This is a genomic window from Bacillus sp. GbtcB14, from assembly GCF_019091205.1.
GTDB lineage: Bacteria > Bacillota > Bacilli > Bacillales > Bacillaceae_G > Bacillus_A > Bacillus_A cereus_AG.
Genome location: NZ_JAGXJT010000171.1, coordinates 1 through 266, shown reverse-complemented (window position 1 = coordinate 266; position 266 = coordinate 1). Strand labels below are relative to the sequence as shown.

Sequence of the window (266 nt, the reverse complement as noted above, 5' to 3'; positions counted from 1 at the left end):
CATTGTAGGCGGCAAAGGTGGTCTCTGAAAGCTCATGGTAATGTGTTCCGTCAACCCTCGGGATGGCAGGGCCGGAAATGCCGTAATACCTATGAAAATGGCCGTTTTCAAACGAGGTGATGCCCGTATAGAAATGTGTATGCTCATCTGTATTGCTGCCGTTCTCCGGCTGCGAAAAGCCTTCAATCAAATGGTAATGCCCCTGCACTACATCCGTAACCGCCCGGTATGCGTGTGTGTGCGGAGGTTTTTTTGACCAATCGGAC

The 266-nt window shown here is 50.8% G+C and carries 1 protein-coding gene; it reads right to left on the bottom strand.

From position 1 onward, the window contains the following. A partial coding sequence (locus tag KVT31_RS29630) for a YmaF family protein (protein WP_217613734.1) occupies positions 1-266 on the bottom strand: 266 nt, incomplete at both ends.